The sequence below is a fragment of the Pseudomonas sp. BYT-1 genome (assembly GCF_023611805.1).
GTDB classification, from domain to species: domain Bacteria; phylum Pseudomonadota; class Gammaproteobacteria; order Pseudomonadales; family Pseudomonadaceae; genus Aquipseudomonas; species Aquipseudomonas guariconensis.
Map to the genome: position 1 here is coordinate 817,343 of NZ_CP072559.1, position 18,431 is coordinate 835,773.

Genomic DNA, 18,431 nt, shown 5'->3' on the forward strand with positions numbered 1-18,431 from the left:
GCCATGCCAGCCAATACTCATCATATAAAGCGCTGGGTGAGCAGGATTATCGGAGAAATACCCAATGTCTTACGCAGTAATCGTTACCGGCGGCAAGCAGTACAAAGTCGCTGAAGGTGAATTCCTCAAGATCGAGAAGCTGGAAGTCGCTACTGGCGAATCCGTGACCTTCGATCGCGTTCTGCTGGTCGCCAACGGCGAAGAAGTCACCATCGGCGCTCCAGTCGTCGCAGGTGCCAAGGTTGTGGCCGAAGTCGTTTCGCAAGGCCGTCACGACAAGGTTCGCATCATCAAGTTCCGTCGTCGTAAGCACCACATGAAGCGCATGGGCCACCGCCAGTGGTTCACCGAAATCAAAATCACCGGTATCCAGGCTTAATCGCCCCGATCCCCTGAATTTATTGGAGAATTGAACCATGGCACACAAAAAGGCTGGTGGTAGTACTCGTAACGGTCGCGACTCAGAATCGAAACGCCTTGGCGTGAAGATGTATGGTGGCCAGGTTATCAAGCCAGGCAACATCATCGTCCGCCAGCGCGGCACCGAATTCCACGCCGGCTACGGCGTTGGTATGGGCAAGGATCACACCCTGTTCGCCAAGATCGAAGGCGTGATCAAGTTCGAGAAGAAAGGCGAGTTCGGTCGTCGTTACGTAAGCGTCGTCGCGGCCTAATCGCGCTGTCGCTGGAGAAGCCCCGTCATGCGACGGGGCTTTTTCGTTTGTGGTGAGCCTCTTGCAAAGCTGTTTGTATGGGCTGCCGGCGTGGGTTTCTACGGTCGTACGGGGCCGCCGCGCTCATTTTTGCAAGAGCCTCATGTAATTGAGTCATTCAGCTCGTCGGAAGACGAGAGGCGGTTTTTATGAAGTTTGTTGACGAAGTATCGATCCGGGTCAAGGCCGGTGACGGCGGCAATGGTTGCATGAGCTTCCGCCGCGAGAAGTTCATCGAGAACGGTGGCCCCAACGGTGGTGATGGTGGCGACGGCGGCTCGGTGTACATGGTTGCCGATGAGAACCTCAACACCTTGGTCGACTACCGCTACACCCGTCATCACGAAGCCCAGCGTGGTCAGAACGGTGGCAGCACCGACTGCACCGGCAAGAAAGGTGAAGACCTGTTCCTGCGCGTGCCGGTCGGCACCACCGTGATCGACGCCTCGACCCAGGAGGTGATCGGTGATCTGGTCGCGCCGGGGCAGAAGCTGATGGTCGCCCAGGGCGGCTGGCACGGCCTTGGCAACACCCGTTTCAAGTCCAGCACTAACCGCGCGCCGCGTCAGACCACGCCAGGCAAACCGGGTGAGCAGCGCGACCTGAAGATGGAGCTCAAGGTCCTGGCCGACGTCGGTCTGCTGGGCTTGCCGAATGCGGGCAAGAGCACCTTCATCCGTGCGGTTTCCGCAGCCAAGCCGAAGGTTGCCGACTACCCGTTCACCACCCTGGTGCCGAACCTGGGTGTGGTCAGCGTCGACCGCTGGAAGAGTTTCGTCATCGCCGACATCCCGGGCCTGATCGAAGGTGCTTCCGATGGCGCCGGCCTGGGTATCCGCTTCCTCAAGCACCTGGCGCGCACCCGTGTGCTGTTGCACCTGGTCGACCTGGCGCCGCTGGACGGCAGCAGCCCGGCCGATGCCGCTGAAATCATCCTCAACGAGCTGGCGCAGTTCAGCCCGGCTTTGGTCGATCGTGAGCGTTGGCTGGTGCTGAACAAGGCCGACATGATCATGGACGATGAGCGCGAAGAGCGCGTCAAGGAAGTCGTCGAGCGCTTGAACTGGGATGGTCCGGTCTATGTGATTTCGGCCATTGCCAAGCAGGGCACCGAACAGCTCAGCCATGACCTGATGCGTTACCTGGAAGACCGCGCCGACCGCCTGGCCAACGACCCGGCCTACGCCGAAGAGCTGGCCGAGCTCGATCAGCGTATCGAAGATGAAGCCCGTGCCCAGCTGCAGGCGCTGGATGACGCGCGTACTCTGCGCCGCACCGGCGTCAAGAGCGTGCACGACATCGGCGACGACGATGACTGGGATGATTTCGAGGACGACGAAGACGGTCCGGAAATCATTTACGTGCGCGACTGATCGGTTGCAGTACACTAAACGCCGCTCAAACGAGCGGCGTTTTTGTATCTACGGTATCTACAGATTCGACATAGGTTGGAAGAGAAGATGCGAAGCAAGGTGACAGGCGCCAAGCGCTGGGTCGTGAAGATCGGCAGCGCCCTGCTGACGGCGGATGGCAAAGGCCTCGACCGCGGCGCCATGGCTGTCTGGGTCGAGCAGATGGTCGCACTGCGGGAAGCAGGTGTGGAATTGGTGCTGGTCTCCTCCGGGGCCGTGGCAGCGGGCATGAGCCAGCTGGGCTGGACCTCGCGACCGAGCGCGATGAACGAGCTGCAAGCCGCCGCTTCCATTGGCCAGATGCGCCTGGTGCAGGCATGGGAGTCGAGCTTCGGCGAGCACGGCAAACACACCGCGCAGATTCTTCTGACCCATGATGACCTTTCCGACCGCAAGCGTTACCTCAATGCGCGCAGCACCCTGCGTACTCTCGTCGATCTGGGTGTGGTCCCGGTGATCAACGAGAACGACACCGTGGTCACCGACGAGATTCGTTTCGGTGACAACGACACCCTGGCCGCCTTGGTGGCCAACCTGGTGGAAGCCGATCTGCTGGTGATCCTCACCGACCGCGACGGCATGTTCGACGCCGACCCACGCAACAACCCGCAGGCGCAGTTGATCTATGAGGCTCGCGCCGATGATCCGTCGCTCGATGCCGTTGCTGGCGGTACCGGGGGGGCGCTCGGTCGCGGCGGTATGCAGACCAAACTGCGCGCCGCGCGCCTGGCTGCCCGTTCCGGCGCCCATACCATCATCATCGGTGGCCGCATCGAGCGTGTCCTGGATCGCTTGAAGGCTGGCGAGCGCTTGGGAACTCTGCTGTCGCCCGAGCGCGGCATGCTCGCCGCACGCAAGCAGTGGCTGGCCGGCCATCTGCAAACCCGCGGGACCTTGGTGCTGGACGACGGCGCCGTGAAGGCCTTGCGCGAATCGAACAAGAGCCTGCTGCCGGTTGGCGTGAAGACCGTGCAGGGCAGCTTCCGTCGTGGCGAAATGGTGGTCTGCGTAGGGCCTGATGGCCGTGAAGTGGCCCGTGGCCTGGCCAATTACAGCGCCCTGGAGGCGCAGAAGATCATCGGCCAGCCTTCCGATGCCATCGAGAGCCTGCTGGGCTACAGCGCCGAACCGGAGCTGGTGCACCGCGACAACCTGGTGCTGGTCTGAGGAGGCGGGGCATGCTGAAAAAGATGATTGCCCTGGCGGCCTTGGCGCTGCCGGTGCTGGCCCCAGCCGATGAAATCGGCCAGGTATCCACTGTGTTCAAGTTCCTCGGGCCGAACGACCGCATTGTGGTCGAGGCGTTCGACGATCCGAAGGTCGAGGGTGTGACTTGCTACCTGTCGCGGGCCAAGACGGGCGGTGTGAAAGGTGGGCTGGGTCTGGCCGAAGACCGCGCAGAGGCGTCGATCGCCTGCCGTCAGGTCGGTCCGATCAACTTCAAGGGTGAGCTCAAGGACGGCGAGGAAGTATTCAAGGAGCGCACCTCGCTGGTGTTCAAGACCATGCAGGTGGTGCGCTTTCTGGACAAGAAGCGCAACACGCTGGTGTACCTGGTGTACAGCGACCGGATGATCGAAGGCAGCCCGCAAAATGCGGTAACGGCAATTCCCATCCTGCCGTGGGCGCAGTGATACCTGGTTGACCGTCGGGAGGGGGCTTTGGCCCCATCCTACGCTGCAAGGGAGTCACGCCAGACTTAAAGCATGCAGGCGCTGGCGCTAGCCTGCGAAGGGCCGCAAAAGCGGCCCCAGTCCACCGACTCAGGCCAGTTCCTCGGCCACATCCTCACGCACGATCGCCTTCACTTCATCGATACGGCTGATGAACTTCCAGTCCGCTTCGTCGATGTAGATGCCGTTCGGTCCGCTACCCCCTTCCAGGTCAATCGCGACCCGCGCCGACACCTGCGGCTTCACGCTCGCCAGAATCGGCACGAAGCCTAGCTGCTGGCTGGTTTCCAGCAGCGCTGCCTGGTTGCGTTCGTCGATGTCCGCCGCCTCGTCGAGGTAGTAGGGCAGGCGGATGCGCCCGGCCAGATCGCGATCCATCAAGTGCAGCAGCAGGTACATATTGGTCAGCGCCTTGATGGTCATGGTGGTGCCGTTGGACGCGGCGCCATCGATGTCGGCGTGGATCACCGGCTGGCTGTTGATCTTGGTGATCTCGAAGGCCAGCTCGAACAGGTCCTTCAGGCCCAGCTGGTTGTGGTTAGCCGCCACCAGCCGCGCCAGGTACTCCTTGGCCTCTTCGTTCTTGTGATCCTGCTCGGCGCTCTGGGTCAGGTCGAACACCGACAGGGTCTCGCCTTCTTCGTACTGGCCGGCGCTGTGGATGATCTGGTCGATGTGCTTGAGCGCTTCCTTGTTCGGTGCCAGGACCACGCGGAAGCTCTCCAGATTGGACACCTGGCGCCGGTTGATCTCGCGGTTGAACAGCGCCAGTTGGTGCTCGAGGCTGTCGTAGTCACTGCGAATGTTGCGCAGAGTCCGGGCGATGTCGGTGACCGCCGCGCGACGGGCCTTGGCCAGGGTCAGGGCCTCTTCGGTGCGGTGCGAGTAGGCATTGATCAGCAGCTGCAGGCGGCGTTCCATGTCGTCTTCGCTGTCGAACTTGGCCACGCCCTTGAGGCGCACCTGGGCGTACAGCGCCTCGATCTGGTTGTCCACCCGCTGCAGCGCCTGCCAGCTGTCCTGGTAGTCGTTGAGCAGTGGCAGCAGGTTGTCCATGGAGTCGTCGACCGCTTCCATGAACGGCGTGCCGAACGGCAGGTCGGCCGGCAGCAGCTGGCGGCGGCGCAGGGCGTCGTCGAGGGTGCGTTGCTTGGCTTCGAGGTCGGCGATCTGCCGGCCGACCAGTTGCAGCTTGGCCGACAATTGCTGGACGCGTTCGGTGAAGGCGTCGCTGGAGCGCTTGAGCTCGTCCTGGGCGGCTTCCAGTTGCGCCAGTTGCTCCATCTTCTCGGGTTCTTCGGCGCTCAGGGTTTCGCTGCGGCGGAAGTCTTCCAGGGCCTTCTGGGCGTCGAGCACCTGTTGGTACAGGGCCTCGGTCTGGGCCTTGCTCGCGTTGCGGTCGGCGGCGACTGCCTGCTGGGTCTTGAGCTGCTTGAGTTCTTTTTCCAGGCGCTCCTTCTGGTCGCGCAAGGCGGCGCGGTCGGCCAGGGCCTGCAGGGCCGGCGGGTCGATGTGCGAAAGGTCGATGGACAGGCCAGGCGCCTCGAAGCGCTCGCCCTTGAAGCTGTCGAGCACTGCTTCGAGGGTCTTGACCCAAACATCGCTGTCGTCCAGCTCGATGCCCCGATCGCCCAGCGGCAGGCTGAACAGCGCACCGTTGAACAGGCGCATCAGGCGGTCGACATCCTGCTGGGAAAACTCCTCGCGCAGGCGGGCGTAGCTGTTGTTGTCGGCGTGATCGAGCTGCTGCTTGACCTGCTTTAGGCGTTTTTCCAGATCGCGCACGCGCTCGTCGAGGTCCTCGGCGGAGAACTGACGCGACTGGGCCAGGGCGCCGGCCAATTCGTCGTGGGCATCCTTGGCGGCCAGCAGTTGCTGCTCCAGGACCTTGGCATCTTCGACCAAGGCGAAGCGATGCTTGAGTACCGACAGCTCGCCAAGCCAGCGCTGGATGCCGGTGATCTCGCGCTCCAGTCGCATCAGCTCCTGGGTACCGCCGCGTTGGTCGTTCTGCAGGCGGTCCTGTTCGCTGCGGTAGTGCTCGGCCTGGATGACCAGTTCTTCCTTGCGCGCCATGGCGTATTCCTGCCAGGTGCCCAGCAGGTTGTCGAGCAGGGGCGAGAGGCGGTGCAGCTTGCCGCGCAGGATGTCGCGCTGGGCCACGCCGCCGGCCAGGGCCTCGACCAGCGGGCCTGCGGCGACCAGGGCATTGTAGTCCTGCTCCATGCGGCGCACGTCGCGGAAGGCTTCCTCGCAGGCGGCGATGTAATCGACGCTGCCCGAGCGCAGGCTGTGCTCGAAGGCATCGAGGAACAGCTGCTTGAGCTTGGCTGCGGTGATCTCGCGCATGTGCAGCAGGTTGATGAACAGCGAGCGGAAGGTCTTCAGGCTCTGTTCGCTGGTCGAGCGCAGCGGGATCAGGGTCAGGTCCAGCGGCACCGACGTATGACCGCCGACCAGCAGTCGGCGCAGTTCGTCGGGCTTGAGTTCGTAGGCCTTCAGGCCGTGCTGCTCGAGGTTGGTGAACAGCTCCTTCTGGCGCAGGCAGGTGTCGTTCTTCTGGTAGTGCGCCAGGTCCAGCTGTCCCTGGTAGGCAAAGAACTGGTGGCCGAAACCACCCCCTGGGCCGCGGCCGACCACACCGATCACGTGGGGGCCGTGGGGCAGGTTCAGCTCGCAGAGGATATAGCTGGTGTCGCTGGCGAAGTAGAACCGGCGCGACTGCTCCAGGCTGTACTTGCCGAAGCTCATGTCGGACATGCGCGCCAGGATCGGGAACTGCAGGGCGTTGATCGAGGCGGATTTACCGAGGTTGTTGGCACCATAGACCGACAGCGGCTGCTCCAGAGGGAACAGTCCCAGGCTGTAGCCGGCGGTGTTGAGCAGTGCGAAGCGGCGAATACCGTAGCGTTCCTGGCTCATGCGTCAATCTCCTGTTGCTCTTCGCGGATGGCTCGGGCGAGGGCTTCTTCCTCGCTCTCCTCGCTGTCGAACGGCGACAGGTCGAGCGGATCGTCGGTGCGGTTGAGTTCTTCCGGGCTTTCTTCTTCGACCAGTACCGGCGTTGGCAACGGCAGGTCGCTGTGCAGACTGGCAGCCAGATCCCGGTCCTGCTGGACCGACAGGCACACATCCAGGAAGCGGTGCATCGGCGGCAGGAAGCGGTAGATGCCGCCTTCCTCGTGGGCAAAACCCAGCTGGGTCATGCGGCGCAGGATCTTTTCTTCCAGCTCGTCGACGGTCTGCACTTCGGCCTGGATGAACAGGTCGCGGTACTTTTCCAGCAGCGAAGGCAGCTCATCGCGGCCAATGCTGCCGCCGTCAAGCACGGCCATTGGATCGCGGCCCTGGTCGGCCAGGTGCTCGACCAGGATGAAGGTGAACAGCGACAATCGCTGGGCGGTCTTGTTGACCTGCGCGGCGGCCTGCTCGGGGACGAAGTAGTAGAACCCGCGGGTATCGCACACCAGTTCGAAGCCCAGGGCCTTGAACAGGGTGCGGTACTGGTCCTGGAAGTTCGACAACTGGGCATACAGCTCAGGGTCGCGGCGGCTGATGTGAAAACCTTTGAACAGCTCGCGGAAGATGGGGGCGAGCTGGGACAGTTCGGAAAGATCAAGATGCATTGGCTGGGCTCGCGTTGGATTCAGGCGTGGTTTCGCGGCTGGAGGTCAGGGCGAAGGAGCGCAGGCTGACCAGGTGCTCGCGGGTGGTGTACTCGCGGCGGTCCAGGCGTTCGCGGCTAAAGCGCTTCTCCCGCGACAGGCGCGAGAACCAGTACAGCAATTCGTCGGTGGCGCCTTCGGGCTCCTGCTCGAGCAGCCAGACCATCAGATCCGGCAGGGGCAAGGCGTCCTCGCAGCGCTCGAGCATTTCCTTGACCGTGCGCGGAGCGCGGGGCAGCGGGCCCTTCTGGCTCTTGTGCGCCTTGGGGAAGCGCGCCGGCTTGGGCTCGAAGCGGGCCAAGGCATACACATAGGCCTCGACCTGGCTGGCGCTGCCGAGGAACGTGCTCTGCGGGCGGGTGAACATCGGCATGGCCGCATGCGGCACCGCATCGATGCCTTTGCGTCGGATCACCGAGAGGGCCAGGGCCGCGCCACGGGTGACCGCGTTGTGCCGGCGCGCTTCTTCGCGCAGCGGCAGCAGCAGCTCACGGGCATGGCGCAGGGTGAGCTGGGCGCTGGTCTGCATCTCGAGGATGCGCGCATGGGTGCGCAGCAACATGTCGTCGTCGACCAGATGGCCCAGGCGCGCCTGCTCGCCCAGCAGGCGCAGCAGCACGGTTTCGACCTTGCGCACGCCTTGTTCGAAAGCGCCGTCGGCATTGACCAGTTGGATCATCGGCTCGACGTATTCGTCCCAAGTCGCCAGGACTTCGGCGTAACGTTGGCGCAGGGGAATCTGGCGGTTGCTGGTCTTGGCCCGTTCGGCCACGGCGACCAGCGCCTGCTCGTCGTTGTCGAGTTTCTTGAGGACATCGCGCACGCGCATGTCGAGCAGGCGCAGTTGGCGCGCCAGGTCGTCGCTGTCGCGGTTGTCGAAGGCGTCCTGGATGTGCCCGGCCAGGCGCTCCAGGTGGCGCAGGTAGGCCTCGATCTCAAGGCACAGGCCCAGGCGGTGCTCGCGGCGCAGGTAGGCGAGGAAGTCGTGGATCTGGGCGTTGAGCTCGAAGCGGTTCGGGCTCTTGGCCACCGGCACCAGGATATCCAGGCGTATCCATACGTCCAGCAGCTGGGTGATGTCCTGCGGCGTACTTTCCACCTGCTGCCGGGCAAGCTGCTGGCGCAGTTCGACCAGGCTCAGGGTGCCCTGGTCGAAACGCTCGCACAGCGGCTCGATCAGGGCCCAGTGTTCGGCTAGGGCGCGCAGGACGCGCTTGGGTTCGATCATTGGCGGGTCGACTCGTTGCCAAATAAAAGGGGCGATTGTACTGCATCCGGGGGGGAGGATTTCACCCCTTGGTCTGTAATCGGGATGGCCCCAAGCCTTGCAGGGAATTGCCTGGCCTCTTCGCGGGCAAGCCCGCTCTCGCCTGGTCCAGTGGTACGCTCAGCAACACCGCTGTATCCGTGGACGCGGGTTTGCCTGCGGATGGGGAAGCAAACAACAAATTTCCGCCGACCAGTTGCGGCGCTTGCTGGGCAACGGCGTTAGAATGGCCGACTGTTTTCGTTCCCCGGATGCCTGTGCCTTGCTGACCGAGCCCCGCCGCCGCGCCTACCTATCCGCCATGCAAGTGGTGCATTGGCTGCCGCGCGCCGAACTGCCGTTCGCCGCACCGTCGCGTCCGGAGTTGTTGGCGCCTTTGGCGCCGGTCGAGGACGTCGAAATCGACGTGCGGGCCTCGGTGCCATCGTCCGAGCAGGCGCCAGCCGCGCCGCTGGCCCGCTCGGCGGAGCGACCGAAGATCGAGATCCCCCGACCTGGCAGCGCTCCCAAGCCCGCCAGCAAACCGGTCGAAGTCGAGGAGCAGGCGCCGGCACCCCGGCCAGTGCCTGTGCCGCCGCCGCGTTTCGCCCTGCAATTGCTGCGTGCCGGCAGTTGCCTGCTGTTGGTGGAGCTGGCCACCGGCCAGCCGTTCCAGAGCCGTGACCCGTCTTACTTGCTGCTCAAGGACATGCTGCGCGCCGCCGGCCTGCCCGATGCGCCGCAGATCATCGGCGAGCCGGTGCGCTGGCCGCTGCTGGTACGCGGCAACATGGACCAAGGCCCAGAGGCTGCGCGCGACTTCGTCCAAGGGTTCATTCAGGCTCGCTTGGAAGAGGCGCCCTGCACCTGCCTGTGGCTGGTCGGCCTGCCAGCCGTGCGCTTTGCCGGCCAAGCCGACAGCGAGGCCTACTACCAAGAACTGAAGGTCGAGGGCCTGGGCGATGCCTGGGCCTTGCCGGGCCTTGAACTGTTGATGGACGAGCCGCAACGCAAGGCGGACGTCTGGCAAGCGATGCGCCGGCTGATGGCGCGCTGGAAGAGCGTTGAATGAGTGACTCGATCAGTTTCCGCCGAATGACCGAGGCGGATCTGGATGCCGTGCTTAAGATCGAATATGCCGCGTTCAGTCATCCCTGGACCCGCGGGATCTTTCAGGATGCGCTCAAATCCTACGAAGTGTGGCTGATGTTCGACGGGCAGCAGCAGGTGGGGCATGGCGTGATCAACGTGATCATCGACGAAGCCCACTTGCTCAACATCACCGTCAAGCCCGAGAACCAGGGACGCGGCCTGGGCCTGCGCTTGCTCGAGCACCTGATGGCGCGGGCCTATCAGCTCAATGGTCGCGAATGTTTCCTGGAGGTGCGCGCCAGCAACCAGTCGGCCTATCGTTTGTACGAGCGCTACGGATTCAACGAAATCGGCCGGCGCCGGGACTACTATCCGGTCGCCGGCGGCCGCGAAGACGCCCTGGTGATGGCCTGCACCCTGCTCGAAGAGTGACCTTGCAGGAGCAGGTCGTGTCACACAGCCATACCCTGATGAGGCAACGACCATGCATGACCTGCAGGAACTGATCGACAACAATGAGCGCTGGGCCGATGCGATCAAGCAGCGCGACCCGGATTTCTTCGCCAAGCTGGCCCGCCAGCAAACCCCCGAATTCCTCTGGATCGGCTGCTCCGATGCCCGCGTGCCGGCCAACGAGATTGTTGGCATGCTGCCGGGCGATCTGTTCGTGCATCGCAATGTCGCCAACGTGGTGCTGCACACCGACCTGAACTGCCTGTCGGTGATCCAGTACGCGGTCGAGGTGCTCAAGGTCAAGCACATCCTGGTCACCGGCCACTACGGCTGCGGCGGGGTGCGGGCGGCCATGCAGGACCGCCAGCTGGGCCTGATCGATGGCTGGCTGCGCTCGATCCGCGACCTGTATTACGAAAAGCGCGGCGAGCTGGCCAAGCTGGAGAGCGAAGAGGCCAGGGTCGATCGGCTGTGCGAGCTCAATGTCATCCAGCAGGTCGCCAACGTGGCTCATACCAGCATCGTGCAGAACGCCTGGCATCGCGGACAGGAGCTGTCGATTCATGGCTGTATCTATGGCATCAAGGATGGTCGCTGGAAGAGCCTGGACACCACCATCAGCGGCTTTGCCCAGTTGCCGCCTCAATATCGCCTGCGGCCTCTTGAGTAGCCCGTGTCTCAATAGCGCGGGGCCCGTGCTTTACTCGGTGTAGGGACGAGCACAGGAGTGGTAGATGAAAGGCATGACGCTGCTGGCATTGGCGGCAAGTCTGGTGATGGGCGCCCATGCTCGCGCCGATGATCGAGACCTGTGGATGTTCGCCCAATGGGCGGGTGACCACGAGACGCGTGCCTTCCGCCAGATGCTGGTGGATGCACGCCTTTATGGTGTAGTGCCGATCCATCAACTGCTGCGCTCGGCCTCGGACTGGCGCCTGTGCCAGGCCTCGCCCTTCGCCGTGCCGCCGGCCGCCCAATGGCCCCAGGTGCGATCCACCTTGGCGCTGCTCAAGACCCTTGATGAACAAGGCATCCTGCGTCAGTTCGAAGTGGTCTCGGCCTATCGCGATCCGCGCCTGAACGCCTGTGCGGGCGGCGCGCCGGATAGCGCTCACACGCGGGCTTTCGCGGTCGACGTGCTGCTGCCGGCGTGGTCAGATCCCAATCCGCTTTGCCGCTTCTGGCAGCAGCACGGCCAGGCCTGGAACATGGGGCTGGGGCGCTACCCGACTGGGCGCATTCATCTGGATACCGCAGGGTTTCGGACTTGGGGTGGCGACGGTCACTCGGGCTCGTCGTTCTGTATCAAGCCCAAGTGAGCCAGGCAGCTGTGGCACTCCTGAACCACCCACGTCGCGAAGCGCTGGCGCTTGTCACCGGCCTCCAAGGGGCGGGGGCTGAGCAGGTGATAGGCAGAGCCATCACGCAAGAAGCCAAACGGCGCCTGAAGCTGTCCGCTGTCGAGCTCGTCGCGAACCATCAAGGCTGAAGCGATCGCCAGGCCCAGGCCCGCGCTGGCGGCCTGTATCGACAGATAGAAATGCTCGAAGTCGCTACGCTCGGTCTCTCGGGCCTGTCTACCGTCCAGGCGCAGCCAAGTGCTCCAGGCGTTGGGGCGGGTGGCGCTGTGCAGCAGCCGTTGGCCTTCGAGGCTGCCTCCCAGGTTGGGTTGGCAGACCGGGCCGATCCATTCGTCGCAGATCTTCAAGCTGTGCAGCTGTCGGTCCCAATGGAAGTCGTCACGCCGCAGGGCCAGGTCGACACCCGCTCGTGCGAAATCCAGCGGGCCGCCAGCGGCCACCAGGTGCAGTTGCAGGTCAGGGTGGGTGGCGTGGAAGCGGGGCAGGCGCGGAATCAACCAGCGCATGGCGATGGTCGGCTCGCACGACAACACCAGGACGTTATCGCGCTCCTGGGTTTGCAGGCGCTGCACCGTGCCTTCCAGTTGTTCGAAGATCGATTGGGTGGTGCTGTGCAGTGTCCGGCCGGCAGCGGTGAGGAAGATCGCCCGGTTGCGCCGTTCGAACAGTTCGATGCCAAGGCTCTCCTCCAGCAGTCGCACCTGGCGACTGACCGCACCATGGGTCACATGCAGGCGCTCGGCGGCGCGCACGAAGCTTTCGGTTTCGGCGGCGATGTCGAAGTAACGAAAAGCGGTAAGTGGCGGCATTTTCATGATCGTGTCGGCGCGACAGCCCTGTGGGAGTGGGTTCGCCCGCGAAGGGAATCCTGTGTTTTCAAGAGCGAGTTCGCTCTCAGATCCGTGAAAGAAACTAGCGGATTTGTCGCACTATAAATCGATTTTTGCCTGTGGATAAGCCCTCGATAATTGGCGCTTCTGTGTATTTTCATCGCCTATCGAGGAGTTTTTTTGTGAATGAACTGATCGCTGTCGCCCTGTTCACTGTGCTGGCTGTCATCAGCCCGGGCGCTGACTTCGCCATGGTCACCCGCAGCAGTTATGCGCAAGGGCGCAAGGCAGGACTTGCCGCTGCCATCGGCATCGCATTGGGGGTGCAGGTGCATGTGCTGTACACCGTCCTGGGTATTGCCGTGATCATCAGCCAGAGCCCGGTGTTGTTCATGGCGATGAAGGTGGTGGGGGCGGGCTACCTGATCTACCTGGGCTACAAGTCGCTGACCAACACCTCACGCATCTGCCTCGATGGCCTTGCGCAGGACGGCCAGGCGAGCACGTTGCAGGCGTTGCGCACGGGCTTTCTGACCAATGCGCTGAATCCCAAGACCATGCTGTTCGTCGTCAGCGCCTATACCCAGGTCGTGCAACCGGGTAGCCCGTTAGCCCTGGACTTTGTCTATGGTGCGTTCATGTCCTTTGCCCATTGGCTGTGGTTCAGCCTGGTGGCGGTGTTCTTTTCCAGTGCGGTATTGCGCAAGGCAATGATCGAGCGGCAGGTGATGGTCGATCGGGTGATCGGCGTAGCCTTGATCGGGCTGGGCGTCGCGGTGGTGGCGGCGGGGGTGCGATGAGTGATAGAGCTGGCGCGACTTTTCGCGGGCAAAGAAAAAGGGCTTATCTTTCGATAAGCCCTTTTCAATATGGTGGCTACACAGGGACTTGAACCCCGGACACCGGCATTATGAATGCCGTGCTCTAACCGACTGAGCTATGTAGCCAAGTGGCGCGCATTATTCGCCTGAAACGCGATTGTGTCAACACTCATTTCAAAAAAAATTTACGCGCTTTCAATCGCTTAGCCAGAAAGCCCTGAATCCGCGCATCACCAGACAATGGCCGAGCACCTTGACCAGGCGCTAATGCTGTTCGCCAGCCAAGCGTGCTGCGCGCTGTATGGGGTGTCGATGGTGAAGTCATCACTGACGCGCCGCTGGAGAGATTGTGGCGACAATATAAAAAGGTAGCTATCTATCTACTTATTTCCGGATAATCGGATCCCAAATTCGCGGACGGAATACCTGCCATGGCCATCAGCAGCGCCCAGACTTCCACTGCCGCCAGCGCGACGGCCCAAGCCAACCCGCTGGTGATGCGCATCATCGCCTTCTGCGCTTTGGCGCATCTGATCAACGACTTGATCCAGTCGGTGTTGCCAGCCATCTACCCCATGCTCAAGGCGAACTATGACCTGAGCTTTGCCCAGATCGGCCTGATCACCCTGACCTTCCAGGTCACTGCCTCGCTATTGCAACCTTGGGTGGGCTTTTTCACCGACCGGCGACCGACGCCGAACCTGTTGCCTCTGGGCACGGTGTGCACGTTGGTGGGGATAGTGATGCTGGCGTTCGTCGGCAGCTTTCCGATGATTCTCCTGGCCTCGGCGTTGGTAGGCATCGGCTCGTCGACCTTCCATCCGGAAACCTCGCGGATCGCCCGTCTGGCCTCGGGCGGACGGTTTGGCCTGGCCCAGTCGACGTTCCAGGTTGGCGGCAATGCCGGCTCTGCCTTCGGCCCGTTGCTGGCGGCGGCGATCGTCATTCCCTTCGGCCAGACCCACGTGGCCTGGTTCGGACTGGCCGGATTGTTCTTCTTCGCCGTGACCTTGCTGCTGCGCCGCTGGTACACCGGGCACCTCAACCAGTTCAAGGCGCGCAAGGCCGTACAGGCCAGCCATGGCATCTCCCGCCAGCGAGTGATCCTGGCGCTGGTGGTACTGGGCCTGTTGGTGTTCTCCAAGTACTTCTACATGGCCAGCTTCACCAGTTACTTCACTTTCTACCTGATCGAGAAGTTCGACCTGTCGGTGGCCAGCTCCCAGTTGCACCTGTTCCTGTTCCTCGGCGCAGTGGCCGCCGGGACCTTCTTTGGCGGGCCGATCGGTGATCGCATCGGGCGCAAAGCGGTGATTTGGTTCTCCATCCTGGGCGTGGCGCCATTCACCCTGGTGCTGCCCTATGCCGATCTGTTCTGGACCACCGTGCTCAGTGTCGTGATCGGCTTCATCCTCGCGTCGGCCTTCTCCGCGATCGTGGTGTACGCCCAGGAACTGGTGCCTGGGAGTGTCGGCATGATTGCCGGGATCTTCTTTGGCCTGATGTTCGGGTTCGGGGGCATTGGGGCGGCGTTGCTCGGGTATCTGGCTGACTTGCGGGGAATCGAGTACGTGTACGGGTTGTGTTCGTACCTGCCGTTGTTCGGCCTGCTGGCGGTGTTCTTGCCGTCCACCAGCAAGCGCTGATGTCGTTGGGACCGCCTGGCGGTCCCGAGATTGACGAGTCGGCGGCCGTTGGCCTAGAGTGCCGGCTCTTTTCTTTCCACGTAGTCGATGCAATGCGCTGTTCCCTGAGTTCTCGCCTTGTTCGCCAGCCTGCTTTCCAGGCTGCACGTCGCACGTGGCCGAGCGACACGGTGCTCAAGCGTCGACGCAGCGTGCTGTTCGCCTTCACTTTCTCGCCACACCTTGCCCTGATCTGATCCGCGCTTACCTGCGCCGCGCCTTTGCGGTGCGCGTCTGCGCTTGCATCTGTTTTCAGTGATTTTTCCAGCCGACCGGGCCCCCATGGGGGCTGCCTGGCGGCGCGCAAGGAGTGGTACATGAACATGCGTTTACTGGCGGGCCTGTTGTTCGCCGTGTCAGTGGTGGGCTTCAGCCTCGGAGCGAGCCTGCCGCTGGTGTCGTTACGCCTTCACGAGGCGGGGGCCAGCACCCTTGAAATTGGCATCATCTCGGCCATTCCGGCGGCAGGAATGATGCTCTCGGCGTTCATGGTCGATGCCTGCTGCCGGCACCTGACCCGGCGCACCATCTACCTGTTCTGCTTTAGCCTGTGCACCCTGAGCATCGCCTTGCTGGAGTGGTCGTTCGCCTCGATCTGGTACCTGGCCCTGCTGCGCCTGGCGTTGGGGGTTGGCATGGGAATCGCGATCATCCTGGGTGAATCTTGGGTCAACGAGCTGTGCCCGGATCACAACCGCGGCAAGATCATGGCGCTGTACGCCACCAGCTTCACCGGCTTCCAGGTGCTGGGCCCGGCGATGCTGGCGCTGGTCGGTGCCAATAGCCCCTGGGTCACCGGCGTGGTGACGGCCTGTTACGGCCTGGCCCTGTTGTGCATCCTGCTGACGGTGCCCAAGGATCATGTGGAACACGGCGAGGAGGGCGAAAAGAGTTTCACCCTCGCCGGCTTCTTCCGCGTGGCACCAGCGCTGTGCGTGGCGGTGTTGTTCTTTTCCTTCTTCGATGCCGTGGTGCTGTCGTTGCTGCCGGTGTACGCCAGCAGTCATGGCTTTGCGGTGGGCGTAGCGGCGCTGATGGTGACGGTGGTGTTCGCCGGCGACATGATCTTCCAGTTGCCCCTGGGCTGGCTGGCCGACCGGGTCGAGCGCACCGGGTTGCATTTGGTGTGCGGGGTAGTGGCGATGTCGATCGGCATAGGTCTGCCGTGGCTGTTGCAGGCAACCTGGTTGCTCTGGCCGATGCTGGTGCTGCTGGGGGCAGTGGCCGGTGGCATCTACACCTTGGCGCTGGTGCTGATCGGCCAGCGCTTCAAGGGCCAGGACCTGGTCACCGCAAACGCCAGTGTCGGCTTGCTATGGGGTGTCGGCAGCCTGGTCGGGCCGCTGGTCAGCGGCGCGGCGATGGATGTGGCGCCCCATGGGTTGCCGATGGCGCTGGCGCTGATGGCGGGTCTGTTCGTGTGCTTTGCCCGGCAGTCGTATCGTCGGGCGGCCAGGCTGCGGGCTGTGACAGACTGACGCCAAGGCGCTGCCAATATCGGTCTGTTCGCAGGCATTTCGCGAAGAAGGCGCCACGGAGCAAGACCATTGAAAGCGGAATTACCCGCGCAAGATCCGTCGTTTAGCCGGTGAGCGATTGGTCTAAGCTGGGTGTTTTCCGCTCCCTGGAGGGCACTGCGCATGATCCACGCCGACCTCTCGCCCGCGGCCTACCGTGAAGCCACGGATTATCTGGCCGCTCTGGACCCGGACTGGGCCCGGCATATCGACACCATCGGCCCTTGCCTGCACAGCGCTGCGCCCGAGCGTGAACCCTTCGAAGCGCTGGTGCGGGCGGTGGCCTATCAGCAACTGCATGCCAGGGCAGCCGAGGCGATCCTGGCGCGGATGCTGGCCTTGTTTCCTGATGCCGCATTCCCCGAACCTGAGCAGCTGTTGGCGACACCGCCTGAGGTGCTGCGCGGCTGTGGCTTTTCTGCGAGCAAGCTGGCGACCGTGCAGGGTATCGCCCAGGCGCGCCTGGACGGTATCGTGCCCAGCCGCGAGCAGGCCATGACCTTGACCGATGACGCACTGATCGAACGGTTGGTCAGCCTGCGCGGTGTTGGCCGTTGGACGGTGGAGATGCTCCTGATCTATTGCCTGGAGCGCTCTGACATCCTGCCGGTGGACGACTTCGGCGTACGGGAGGGTTACCGGCGGCTCAAGGGCATGGACAAGGCCCCGACCCCCGCGCAGTTGCGTTCGTTGGGTGGGGTATGGAGCCCGTATCGGACGGTGGCGTCCTGGTATCTGTGGCGGGCTTGAACCGATGACGCACAGATTGCTCGGCAAGAATCGGAGTGCCACGCTCCAAGCACCCTGTCAGGCTTGAACCATCCGCAGCCAGGAGATGCCCATGAAGCCTGCCTCGACTTACCTCACCGATACCGACCGCTGGCACGCTGTGCAGGCGCGCGACGCTGCGGCCTGCGGTCATTTCGTCTATGCCGTGCGCACCACGGGGGTCTATTGCCAACCGGGTTGCAAGTCGCGGCTGGCCAAGCGCGAGAACGTCGAGTTCTTCGCCGATGGCGGGGCTGCCGAGGCGGCCGGTTATCGTGCTTGCCGACGCTGCACCGAGGCCAAGGCCGAGCAGGTTGCGCGACGCACTGAGCTGGTTGCTCGTGCCTGTCGCTTGATCGAGGCCAGCGACACCGCACCCAACCTCGAGCAACTGGGTGAGCAACTGGCACTGAGCCCGTTCCACCTGCATCGCCTGTTCAAGGCTGAAACCGGCCTTACGCCCAAGGCCTACGCCTCGGCCTTCCGCGCCCGTCGCCTGCGCGAGCGGCTCGATGATCAAGGCAGTTCCGTGACCGACGCGATCTATGACGCCGGTTACAACTCCAACAGCCGATTCTATGAAAGCGCAGGCCAACGCCTGGGCATGCGCCCGCGCGAGTACCGCGCCGGCGGGGCGGGGGCGAGGATCCGATTCGCCATTGGCCAATGTTCTCTGGGGGCGATCCTGGTGGCCCAGAGCGAGCGCGGCATCTGCGCCATTCTGTTGGGCGACGACCCGGAGCAGCTGTTGCGCGAGTTGCAGGATCAATTTCGCAATGCGCAGTTGATCGGCGGTGATGCCGGCTTCGAGCAATTGGTTGCGGTGGTGGTGGGCTTTGTCGAGCAGCCGGCACTAGGGCTGGCCTTGCCGCTGGATGTGCAGGGCACGGCCTTTCAGGAGCGGGTCTGGCAGGCGCTGCGTGAGGTGCCGCTGGGCAGCCGGGTCAGCTATACCGACATCGCCCAGCGCATCGGCGCGCCCAAGGCCGTGCGTGCGGTGGCCCAGGCCTGCGCGGCCAACCACCTGGCCGTGGCGATCCCCTGCCATCGGGTGGTGCGCCGCGATGGCGACCTCAGTGGCTACCGGTGGGGTGTCGAGCGCAAGCGGCAATTGCTGGAGCGAGAAACGGCACTCACGTGATCATCAGGAGCAGCGTAGAATTCCCGCCCAATCGAGCTTGTAAATAGGGGAATT

Annotated in this window: 18 protein-coding genes and 1 tRNA gene; 14 read left to right on the forward strand and 5 right to left on the reverse strand. The window is 63.3% G+C overall.

The genetic code is table 11. The features are described from left to right. Nucleotides 1-64: 64 nt before the first annotated feature. The 5 genes from rplU (at nt 65) to J5X93_RS03710 (ending at nt 3,759) form a co-directional block, all read left to right on the forward strand. Complete coding sequence (gene rplU / locus J5X93_RS03690; protein WP_003247466.1) at nt 65-379, forward strand: 50S ribosomal protein L21; 315 nt, start codon at nt 65-67, stop codon at nt 377-379. 37 nt (nt 380-416) lie between these two features. Next, nucleotides 417-674, forward strand: a complete 258-nt coding sequence (gene rpmA / locus J5X93_RS03695) for a 50S ribosomal protein L27 (protein WP_043208473.1) — start codon at nt 417-419, stop codon at nt 672-674. Between the two features lie 188 nt (nt 675-862). Further along, nucleotides 863-2,086, forward strand: coding sequence for an Obg family GTPase CgtA (gene cgtA / locus J5X93_RS03700; RefSeq protein ID WP_250034443.1), 1,224 nt, complete (start codon nt 863-865; stop codon nt 2,084-2,086). Between the two features lie 87 nt (nt 2,087-2,173). Beyond that, the gene (gene proB / locus J5X93_RS03705) at nt 2,174-3,292 is read left to right on the forward strand and encodes a glutamate 5-kinase (protein ID WP_043208477.1); all 1,119 of its coding nucleotides are present in this window, start codon (nt 2,174-2,176) and stop codon (nt 3,290-3,292) included. Between the two features lie 11 nt (nt 3,293-3,303). Further along, complete coding sequence (locus J5X93_RS03710) at nt 3,304-3,759, forward strand: CreA family protein (protein ID WP_043208479.1); 456 nt, start codon at nt 3,304-3,306, stop codon at nt 3,757-3,759. Between the two features lie 129 nt (nt 3,760-3,888). Here J5X93_RS03710 and mksF read toward each other — a convergent pair whose 3' ends face one another. Genes mksF through mksB form a run of 3 tightly spaced genes read right to left on the reverse strand, consistent with a single transcriptional unit; the run spans nt 3,889 to nt 8,691 of the window. Further along, complete coding sequence (mksF, locus tag J5X93_RS03715; protein ID WP_043208481.1) at nt 3,889-6,720, reverse strand: Mks condensin complex protein MksF; 2,832 nt, start codon at nt 6,718-6,720, stop codon at nt 3,889-3,891. Beyond that, on the reverse strand, nt 6,717-7,424 hold the full coding sequence (mksE, locus tag J5X93_RS03720; RefSeq protein ID WP_043208483.1) for an Mks condensin complex protein MksE: 708 nt from the start codon (nt 7,422-7,424) through the stop codon (nt 6,717-6,719). The genes mksF and mksE overlap by 4 nt, the downstream gene beginning before the upstream one ends. Then, entirely contained in the window at nt 7,414-8,691 is a 1,278-nt protein-coding gene (mksB, locus tag J5X93_RS03725; protein WP_043208486.1) for an Mks condensin complex protein MksB, read from the reverse strand. The genes mksE and mksB overlap by 11 nt, the downstream gene beginning before the upstream one ends. 301 nt (nt 8,692-8,992) lie before the next feature. Here mksB and J5X93_RS03730 point away from each other — a divergent pair, with 301 nt between their 5' ends. The 4 genes from J5X93_RS03730 (at nt 8,993) to J5X93_RS03745 (ending at nt 11,573) form a co-directional block, all read left to right on the forward strand. Beyond that, a complete protein-coding gene (locus tag J5X93_RS03730) occupies nt 8,993-9,781 on the forward strand; it encodes an energy transducer TonB (RefSeq protein WP_102081248.1) in 789 nt (262 codons plus the stop codon). Further along, nucleotides 9,778-10,233 (forward strand): ribosomal protein S18-alanine N-acetyltransferase, encoded by a 456-nt coding sequence (rimI, locus tag J5X93_RS03735; protein ID WP_043208488.1) that lies wholly within the window; start codon nt 9,778-9,780, stop codon nt 10,231-10,233. The genes J5X93_RS03730 and rimI overlap by 4 nt, the downstream gene beginning before the upstream one ends. 52 nt (nt 10,234-10,285) lie before the next feature. Then, nucleotides 10,286-10,924 carry a carbonate dehydratase gene (can, locus tag J5X93_RS03740; protein WP_070576852.1) on the forward strand — a complete coding sequence of 213 codons (639 nt, stop codon included), beginning with the start codon at nt 10,286-10,288 and terminating at the stop codon, nt 10,922-10,924. A gap of 73 nt (nt 10,925-10,997) precedes the next feature. Further along, complete coding sequence (locus tag J5X93_RS03745) at nt 10,998-11,573, forward strand: D-Ala-D-Ala carboxypeptidase family metallohydrolase (protein WP_250034876.1); 576 nt, start codon at nt 10,998-11,000, stop codon at nt 11,571-11,573. On the opposite strand, the gene J5X93_RS03750 is transcribed toward J5X93_RS03745, so the two are convergent. Beyond that, nucleotides 11,537-12,430, reverse strand: a complete 894-nt coding sequence (locus J5X93_RS03750; protein ID WP_250034445.1) for a LysR substrate-binding domain-containing protein — start codon at nt 12,428-12,430, stop codon at nt 11,537-11,539. The genes J5X93_RS03745 and J5X93_RS03750 overlap by 37 nt on opposite strands. 197 nt (nt 12,431-12,627) lie before the next feature. Between J5X93_RS03750 and J5X93_RS03755 the strand changes: the two genes are divergently transcribed. Next, entirely contained in the window at nt 12,628-13,245 is a 618-nt protein-coding gene (locus J5X93_RS03755) for a LysE family translocator (protein ID WP_043208491.1), read from the forward strand. A 70-nt stretch (nt 13,246-13,315) separates the two neighbouring features. On the opposite strand, the gene J5X93_RS03760 is transcribed toward J5X93_RS03755, so the two are convergent. Next, nucleotides 13,316-13,392: transfer RNA gene (locus J5X93_RS03760), tRNA-Met, on the reverse strand. Between the two features lie 305 nt (nt 13,393-13,697). On the opposite strand from J5X93_RS03760, the gene J5X93_RS03765 reads away from it, so the two are divergent. The 4 genes from J5X93_RS03765 to ada all read left to right on the forward strand — a co-directional run bounded on the left by J5X93_RS03765 (nt 13,698) and on the right by ada (nt 18,377). Continuing rightward, the gene (locus J5X93_RS03765) at nt 13,698-14,912 is read left to right on the forward strand and encodes an MFS transporter (protein ID WP_043208494.1); all 1,215 of its coding nucleotides are present in this window, start codon (nt 13,698-13,700) and stop codon (nt 14,910-14,912) included. A gap of 356 nt (nt 14,913-15,268) precedes the next feature. Continuing rightward, entirely contained in the window at nt 15,269-16,429 is a 1,161-nt protein-coding gene (locus J5X93_RS03770) for an MFS transporter (protein WP_043208496.1), read from the forward strand. A gap of 162 nt (nt 16,430-16,591) precedes the next feature. Continuing rightward, a complete protein-coding gene (locus J5X93_RS03775; RefSeq protein ID WP_043208497.1) occupies nt 16,592-17,218 on the forward strand; it encodes a DNA-3-methyladenine glycosylase family protein in 627 nt (208 codons plus the stop codon). A gap of 91 nt (nt 17,219-17,309) precedes the next feature. Next, on the forward strand, nt 17,310-18,377 hold the full coding sequence (gene ada, locus J5X93_RS03780) for a bifunctional DNA-binding transcriptional regulator/O6-methylguanine-DNA methyltransferase Ada (protein WP_182817152.1): 1,068 nt from the start codon (nt 17,310-17,312) through the stop codon (nt 18,375-18,377). The last annotated feature ends 54 nt before the right edge of the window (nt 18,378-18,431 follow it).